This is a genomic window from Tunicatimonas sp. (assembly GCF_049647865.1).
Lineage (GTDB): Bacteria > Bacteroidota > Bacteroidia > Cytophagales > Cyclobacteriaceae > Tunicatimonas.
Genome location: NZ_JBARYM010000058.1, coordinates 1 through 8,057, shown reverse-complemented (window position 1 = coordinate 8,057; position 8,057 = coordinate 1). Strand labels below are relative to the sequence as shown.

Annotated in this window: 8 protein-coding genes; 5 read left to right on the top strand and 3 right to left on the bottom strand. The window is 44.9% G+C overall.

The genetic code is table 11. From position 1 onward, the window contains the following. Window positions 1-227: 227 nt before the first annotated feature. Both WBA23_RS02125 and WBA23_RS02120 read right to left on the bottom strand, forming a co-directional pair. On the bottom strand, window positions 228-371 hold the full coding sequence (locus WBA23_RS02125; protein ID WP_424580591.1) for a hypothetical protein: 144 nt from the start codon (window positions 369-371) through the stop codon (window positions 228-230). Window positions 372-395: 24 nt separating this feature from the next. Next, complete coding sequence (locus WBA23_RS02120; RefSeq protein WP_424580589.1) at window positions 396-539, bottom strand: hypothetical protein; 144 nt, start codon at window positions 537-539, stop codon at window positions 396-398. A 195-nt stretch (window positions 540-734) separates the two neighbouring features. Between WBA23_RS02120 and lpxK the strand changes: the two genes are divergently transcribed. Continuing rightward, entirely contained in the window at window positions 735-1,769 is a 1,035-nt protein-coding gene (gene lpxK, locus WBA23_RS02115; RefSeq protein WP_424580588.1) for a tetraacyldisaccharide 4'-kinase, read from the top strand. Further along, complete coding sequence (locus WBA23_RS02110) at window positions 1,766-3,793, top strand: putative porin (RefSeq protein ID WP_424580587.1); 2,028 nt, start codon at window positions 1,766-1,768, stop codon at window positions 3,791-3,793. The genes lpxK and WBA23_RS02110 overlap by 4 nt, the downstream gene beginning before the upstream one ends. Before the next feature lie 75 nt (window positions 3,794-3,868). On the opposite strand, the gene WBA23_RS02105 is transcribed toward WBA23_RS02110, so the two are convergent. Continuing rightward, complete coding sequence (locus WBA23_RS02105; protein WP_424580586.1) at window positions 3,869-4,243, bottom strand: hypothetical protein; 375 nt, start codon at window positions 4,241-4,243, stop codon at window positions 3,869-3,871. A 177-nt stretch (window positions 4,244-4,420) separates the two neighbouring features. Here WBA23_RS02105 and WBA23_RS02100 point away from each other — a divergent pair, with 177 nt between their 5' ends. From WBA23_RS02100 to WBA23_RS02090, 3 genes are all read left to right on the top strand, one after another. Continuing rightward, entirely contained in the window at window positions 4,421-4,756 is a 336-nt protein-coding gene (locus tag WBA23_RS02100) for a PadR family transcriptional regulator (RefSeq protein WP_424580585.1), read from the top strand. A 105-nt stretch (window positions 4,757-4,861) separates the two neighbouring features. Further along, the gene (locus tag WBA23_RS02095) at window positions 4,862-7,564 is read left to right on the top strand and encodes an ABC transporter permease (RefSeq protein ID WP_424580584.1); all 2,703 of its coding nucleotides are present in this window, start codon (window positions 4,862-4,864) and stop codon (window positions 7,562-7,564) included. A 43-nt stretch (window positions 7,565-7,607) separates the two neighbouring features. Continuing rightward, window positions 7,608-8,057: hypothetical protein (locus WBA23_RS02090; RefSeq protein WP_424580583.1), on the top strand; the 450-nt coding region annotated here is incomplete at its 3' end.

Here is an 8,057-nt window from a genome sequence, read left to right as displayed (position 1 = left end):
GATTACTACTCGTATCTGTTCGTGATTCGTGGAATGCTGCATCATGATATTTATCATTTAGGTCAGCTCGGAATTATTATAAAGCTTCTTAAAGAGCCGAAAGCTTAGCAGCAGACCAATCCTTTGGCAAATTCTCACCCCCCTATTGCAAGACAGTTGATACTATTGTTAGTTCCTCCACTATGCAGGTTTTCGGCATTTCAGCCGAGTTTTTTCTCAGATTAGCATTATAGTTCCTTTTTGGCCAGCTTCCGCAGTAGCACTACATTCAGGAAGACAGCAATAATTTTCAAAAGCACGTATATAGGATCAGAGAAAATGTACTTCCACTGATTAGTAAATTCCTTTTTGTGCTCTCCAATACTGGTCATCACGAGTAGTCCATTTTCTACGTTTTAAGTCTCTTCGTAGCCACTCACCTCTTCAGATTCTACGTTTACTTTACTGTGGATAAGGTTGCTACTACCTTCTGTCGGCCAGTAACATCCTACTACTAACACAATGATTCCTAGCAAACGAATCACTACTTGAATGTTCATAGGTATTCAGGTTTAAAGTTTACTGATTTCACACTGAAAAAGGGTAGGTAGTACAAATCTTGTACCTAAATAGAAGTATTGATCCGTTAATACGATTGATAAAACAATCGGCATTCGTTTACTTCGCGTAGATTCAAGCAACGCAGCTACCTTTTGATAAATTCCCAAAAATCATCGCTATTTACTTTTGGTCAAATGATACTCTGGCCCGTTACCGTTTTATACGACGGCATCACACGATTGCGTAATCAGCTGTACAATGCTGGCTACCAAAAAACGCTAAACTTCACTCCGTTCATCATCAGCGTAGGGAATCTTAGTGTAGGTGGTACTGGAAAATCGCCGATGATTGAGTATTTGACCGACTTCTTGCTACAAGAAAATTATTCGGTAGCGATATTGAGCCGGGGCTACGGCCGGAAGACCCGGGGAGTACGGCTGGCCACTGGCGAAGATTCAGCCGAAACGCTGGGCGATGAGCCGTACCAGTTTTGCCGGAAGTATCAGAGTAGGTCGGTACCGGTAGCGGTGGCCGAAGAACGGATACTGGGCGTTCCTGAAATAATGCACCACCACCCTGAAACTCAGGTAATTTTGCTGGACGATGCTTACCAGCACCGAGCCATTGCTCGCAACCTGAATATTCTGCTTACCTCGTTTGACCGTCCTTTTTACCAAGATTGGGTTCTTCCATCAGGTCGGTTACGGGAAGCCCGTTCGGGAGCCGAGCGAGCCGATGCGGTGGTCGTTACCAAGTGTCCGGATAATCTGACATCCGACCAGCAAGAAAAAATCACCAACCGTATCGCACGGTATACCAAATCTGACACTCCTGTTTTTTTTAGTAAAATACGCTACGCCGATCCAAAACCCGTGTTTGAAGGAACCGAGATGAAAGATAAAATCATTGCTTTTTCTGGCATTGCCCACCCCAAATTATTTCAACAATACGTACAACATCATTTTCTTACCCAAGAATATATTACTTTTGCCGATCATCATCGTTATACGGAAAAAGATATTGAAAACCTTCGCAAGCGCGCTCAAGCCGAAAACGTTTGCTTTATGACCACCGAAAAGGACATGGTGAAAATGATAGGCGGTCCGCTGACGCAACAATGGCGGACATTACCGCTCTTTTACATCCCCATTCAAACCTATTTTTTACCCGACGACACCACTTTTACAGACTGGTTACGTCAGCAAATGCCAACACCTGCTGAGACTTGAAAAATATTGTAGATAAGCAGTTTGCTAAAGTATTAGCCGGGTGGATATTCGTGATAATTAGTATTACGAGTGGATTGGCCCAGCGGCCGGGCCGGGTGAATATTCCGACGGACACTACCACCCAGAACCAGGAAGATACGGTGCAGTATGGCCCCGAAACCTCCCGCTATATTTATCAGTCAGATTTGCAGAACAACCGGGTAATCTATCAGTCGGTAGATACGGTGCTAACCGGAGTGCATAAGTACAGTCGAGTAGAGAATTTCTTGAACTACCAGCAATACTTGGGAGTAATCGGTATGGCGAGCCGAAATATCTACCCGGTAGTGCCTACCACCATTGGTACTGATATCGGGTTGGATGCTTATGATATTTATGTAACCGAACCGGAAGATGTACGCTACTACGATACCAAATCGCCCTTCACCCAAATGTATGTCACGTTTGGAGGGACAGGCAGAAATGTGGTGGATGTTACTTTCTCCCGAAATATTGGTCCCAATTTAAACTTTGGGATGAATGTACGAACACTAAGTATTGATAAGCAGTTGGGAGCGGTCCGTCGCGAGGGTGATAATGTGGTGCGCTCTAGTAACATCACGGCATTTATGCACTATCGCAGTGAAAACGAACGCTACCAACTCATGGCTAACGCCACCCGTTTTGGGCATAATGTAGATGAATCGGGAGGAGTAGTAGAAGATACTACTACTGATTCTGGGTTATCAGAATTCTTTTTTGGGCAGGCTTCCCCGGTCTGGCTGCGGGGGTTTGAGGCAAAGGAGTTTCGGTTCAATTACCATCTGTACCATCAGTTTGAGTTGAGTGAATTACTGCAAGTATATCATCAGTTTACCCGCCGCCATCAGAACAACTTTTTTTACTACCAATTGGGTAATGAAACTATCGATACTGATTCGGCTACCCGTTACTTTTCTCGGGTTTTGCTAGATACGGCACAAACCGCCGACCGGATTGAATACGATGTATGGGATAATGAAGTGGGGATAAAGGGCAGCTTAGGTAATTTATTTTACAGTGTGCATTATCGCATTCGCCGCCCTATTGTCTACTATAACCAAGATACCGTGCCAACGTTGCCAGTTTACGGCCAGAACCAGGTGGATGGGGAAGACTTTACCGAACTCTACGCTGGGTTTGATCTTCGCTTAGATCTGGGGGATAGCACCTTTTTGGGCGGGGGAGTAGACTACCTAAACACCGAAAGCTACCGAATAGATGCTGAGTTCAGCAACCCTATTTTAAAGGCCAAAGCCAGCCGGGCCCGGGTACTGCCTACTTTTGTTAATCAGCAATTTATTGGTAATCATAATTACTGGAGAGATTCTTTTGAACCTACGGCTATTGACCAAATTTCGGGCTCATTGGAATATCCATTTCCTAATATCTATCTACGTCCGTTTGCTACCCTTTCTAATATTAACCGCCCTATTTATTATCGGCGCGATACTACGCTAAACAGTCGGCAGGCGTATCCGGAGCAAGCGGGTGGTGCAGTACAGGTACTTTCGCCCGGGGCTGAGGTTCGAATTAATTTTCTGAAGAAGATGCACTTTCAGGGACAAGCTATCTACACCCTGACCAGCGGACGGGCAGCTGACGTTTATCCCGTACCCGAGCTAACTGCTTTTGCCCGCTTGTACTACGAGAATATTTTTCTAGATGGGAAAATCGTATTGCAGATCGGTACAGATATCCACTATACCAGTTCGTACTTGGGTTACGACTACGATGTAGCTACGCAGCAATTTTTTTTACAGCCCAACGGAATGGATAATTTAGGTTTGATTGGTAATTTTCCGTTGCCCCTCCCTAATGGGCAAAGCTTCCCAATTGCTGATGTGTTCGTGAATTTAAAGGTACGTACTGCCCGACTGTTCGTTCGAATGCCTCAGGTTAGCGCTGGGTTACTCGATTTTGAAGATGGTTATTTTACCACGCCTTTCTACCCCGGTCAGCCGTTAGCCATTGACTTAGGGATTAAGTGGCAATTTTTCGATTAGTGCTTTGTCAATACTTTAAATTGAGGGCGAACAGCTAGTCTAAAGCTATCGCGGATTTTTAGATTTGGCAGAGCACTAGCCTACCTTTTGTTCCAGCATCTGCAACCGTCGCTCGAATTCATCCATACGTTTGAACTCACCCCGGATAGCTTGGAGCTCAGCTATGATAAGCTTAAAGTTGTGCTCAGCATTGTCGGTACTTTGGTTGAATGCAACTTTGATACCCTGCACTTCACCATTCAATGAATCAAATTTACCGTTTAGCGTTTCTACTCTACCATCCAGTGACTTTACTACCCCAGTTAATGACTCCAGATTACCAACAATTGTTCGCTGATTTTTAGATAAATCCGTTAACAAATCAGCTTGCAGACGCAGTACATCCGTTTGCTGATCCTGCTTCCGTAGCATTTCTGCCAGTAGTTCTTCTATAGCCCGTTCATTTTTCATGCTACAATGCTAACGAAAAAACTAGAGTAATAGGTTCTTCGGACGCGCCCTTACCTGTCCAGTAATGAACAGCTTTTGATCGGAATCGGACAGTATCTTCTTGCTTTCCTTCGTTTTTTCCGTTCTACCGCCTTGGCACTGTCGTTGCCAATATATAAATAGACAAAGGTGAAACAAATGAACCAACGCAACCATCTGGGTGAATTTGAAGAGATTGTACTGCTAACTGTCGGTATTCTCTACGACGATGCTTATGGTCTGGCGATTACCGATGAAATTGAGCAGCGTACTAATCGTAAGGTTACTATAAGCTCCGTTCACAAAACGCTCATGCGGTTAGAACAAAAGGGCTATCTGCACTCCCAAATGGGTGGAGCTAGCGAAGAGCGAGGCGGACGAAAAAAGCGACTGTTTACGATTACCAATTCGGGTAAAGAAACCCTGCGCGAAGCTCGGCAGATGCGTAATGCGCTATGGCAGGCGATTCCCAGCGTGGTATGGGATATTGTCTAGACAACCCTATCTGGATCAGGATAAGCAGGATCATACGATTATCAGAATGAAGAGCAAACAAAATATTATGAACCAAAGTGAAAATCCCACTAAGCTGTCTTTTAGATGAATGCTGATTACAATCATTCACCACCCCGACTCGCTGCTCGCTTTCTTCGTTGGTACTGCCGCCCCGAACTGCTGGACGAGGTAGAGGGCGATTTGTACGAACTCTTTCAGCGAAGGGTGGAGGCGAAAGGATTACGATGGGCGCAGCTTATTTACTGGCTCAATGTGCTGATGTTCCTTCACCCGGATTATATCCGAAAACGAAAACAACATTTTCAAAACAACCCCGCTATGCTAAAAAATTATTTTACTGTTGCCATCCGCAACGTACTCGCCAAGAAATTTTACTCCATTATTAATATACTAGGCTTGGCCGTAGGTATTGCTGCCTTCTTAATGATTACCCAATACGTGGTATTTGAGCGAAGCTACGATGACTTCCACGATCAACAAGACCAAATATACCGGGTGCAGCTCGACTTGTATTTGGATGGAGAACTGGTAAAAAAAGATGCTGAAAACTTCCCAGGAGTAGGTCCGGCACTAAAAGCTGGGTTTCCAGAAATTGTTGACTACACCCGCCTGTACAATATGGGTTACAAGAATAATATTGTGCTAACGTACGAAGATGCCCCCAATGGTCCGGTACAACTCAAACAAGACAAGTTGATGTATGCTGATGCTTCCCTATTTACCATCTTCTCGTTTGAGATGGTGAAAGGCAACCCGGCTACTGCATTAGAGAATCCATTCTCAATCATTATTTCGGAGACGATGGCCGAAAAATACTTCGGCGATGCTGATCCAATGGGTAAAACGCTTCGGCTGCAAGACGATGACTTCAACGATGAAAGCTGCGAAGTAACCGGAGTCTTCAAAGATATTCCTGAGAACTCGCATCTTACGTTTGAAGTACTGATCTCCTACAATACCCTCTACAACCGGGGCGACTGGGCCAAAGAGCGCTACGACCTCACCTGGGATCGTAATGACTTCTACACCTACGTGCTGGTAGAGGATGATACCTCACCCACGTCGCTGGAAGCCCAGTTCCCGGCAGTTGTAAAGCAGTATAAACCTGGGCTGGCCGAGCAGAATCGCCGAGAAGACCTACTGCTGCAGCCCTTAGAAAGCATTCACCTTTATTCCGACCTACAGAACGAAGCCGAAACCAACGGGAATGCGAAGGTAATATTTAGCTTATTGATTATCGCCAGCTTTATCCTCATCATCGCCTGGATTAATTACGTGAACCTGTCTACTGCTCGGGCCACCGACCGCAGCCGGGAAGTTGGTGTACGAAAAGCACTAGGTGCCTTTCGTCAGCAATTAGTCCGGCAGTTTTTGGCTGAATCCTTACTGGTGAATCTGGTAGCCATCATCATTGCGGCACTGCTAGTGATTGTATTTCTGCCGACCTTTAATGCGCTTACCGGCTTGCAGTTTTCGGTAGCAGACTTTTGGAGCCAGCCCTGGCTCTGGATCATTATTGCTGGACTATTCGTATTCGGCTCATTGCTATCGGGACTATATCCAGCTTTTGTGCTGTCATCTTTCCGGCCGGCTGCAGTACTCAAGGGAAAATTTCGCAACTCTAGCCACGGAGTTATTCTACGCAAGACATTGGTGGTATTTCAGTTTGCCGCGGCTATTACCTTAGTAGCCGGTACGTTTATTGTCTACCAGCAAATGCAGTACATGCTCAATCAGGACTTAGGATTTAGTATTGATCAAACATTAGTGCTAGAACGTCCCAGTGTTCGTCCGCAAGATTGGCAGGAAATGCAAAATGATAATGAGCAGTTCAAAAATGAGCTCCTACAGCACAGCTCGATTGAAAAAGTAGCAGGAGTCCATTTAGTACCAGGCAAAAAGCGGAAATGGCTATTCCTTATCCGCCAATACGGAACTCCGCAGGAAGAGGCCCAAACTATCCGGCTTAACGGTATTGACTACGATTTCATCGATATGTTTGAGATGAACTTGCTGGCAGGACGAAATTTTTCCAAAGGGTTTACGAATGACCAAGACACCTCAGTCATTATTACTGAGTCGGCCGTAAGTATGCTAGGGTTTGACAGCCCAGAAGAAGCCGTTGGTCAAACGGTTACGATCGGCGATGGCGACTGGCACCCCAATATTGTGGGAGTGGTGAACGATTTTCATCAGGAATCGCTCAAGACTGCCATTGAACCCATGCTATTCATACTCAATACGGTAAGTTCAGAGTACTACGTAATAAAAGTCAATACGCAGGATTTAGAAGAAACCGTCGCTTACATTGAAGATAACTGGGAGGCCACTTTTCCTGGCAATCCTTTCTCCTACTTTTTCCTCGACGACTACTTCAACCGGCAGTATCAGTCCGAACAGCGGTTTAGCCAACTGATTAGTATATTTGCTTTGTTAGCCTTATTCATTGGCGGACTTGGCTTATTTGGTTTATCGGCTTTCACCACTCAGCAGCGCAAGAAGGAGATTGGAGTTAGAAAAGTGCTGGGTGCTTCGGTGAGTGGTATTACAGTTTTGCTGGCCCGCGACTTTATCAAACTGATTGGTATTGCTATCATTATCGCGTTACCGCTAACCTATTTCGCACTCAATGAGTGGTTACAATCTTACGCTTTCCGCGTAGCGATAGGTCCTGAAGTACTGCTAGCGGCAGGAGTAGGTACTATGCTAATCGCCGTACTTACGGTAAGTTGGCAATCTATCAAAGCCGCAGTAGCCAACCCGGTAGACTCGCTTAGAAGTGAATAAGTCTTTTGTGTATCTTCGCAGTTGTTTCAGCTTATGAATTTGCATGTCCGATATAATGTTCAACTTTGTTGATGGTTCACGACCCACTGGCTATTCACTAGCATTTGAACCGTTTCTGTACAATCAGGAAAACTTTTTGGCCTTAAAAAACTATCCGGTTCAGTCGTTTTATGCGGTGAATCACCAAAGGCGAAGCGTCGAGGCTCGTATTCATTTTGTAATCAGAGAGCAGGAAGATGGTACGCTACGGGCAATCAGTTTGCCGGAATTACCTTTTGGATCTTTAGAATATAGTCGTTCACTAACGGAGGATCAGATTTCTGACTTCTTACGATTTGTGCAAACAATATTGGCTCAACGGCATGTTCAATCTATAGAAATTCGGGATTGTGTTCCGGCGTATCGTACTGACCATAGTATAATTTATCAGGCATTACAGAAATCACACTATCACACTTCAGAAGAACAAGTAAACTATCATATTACTGTCAAC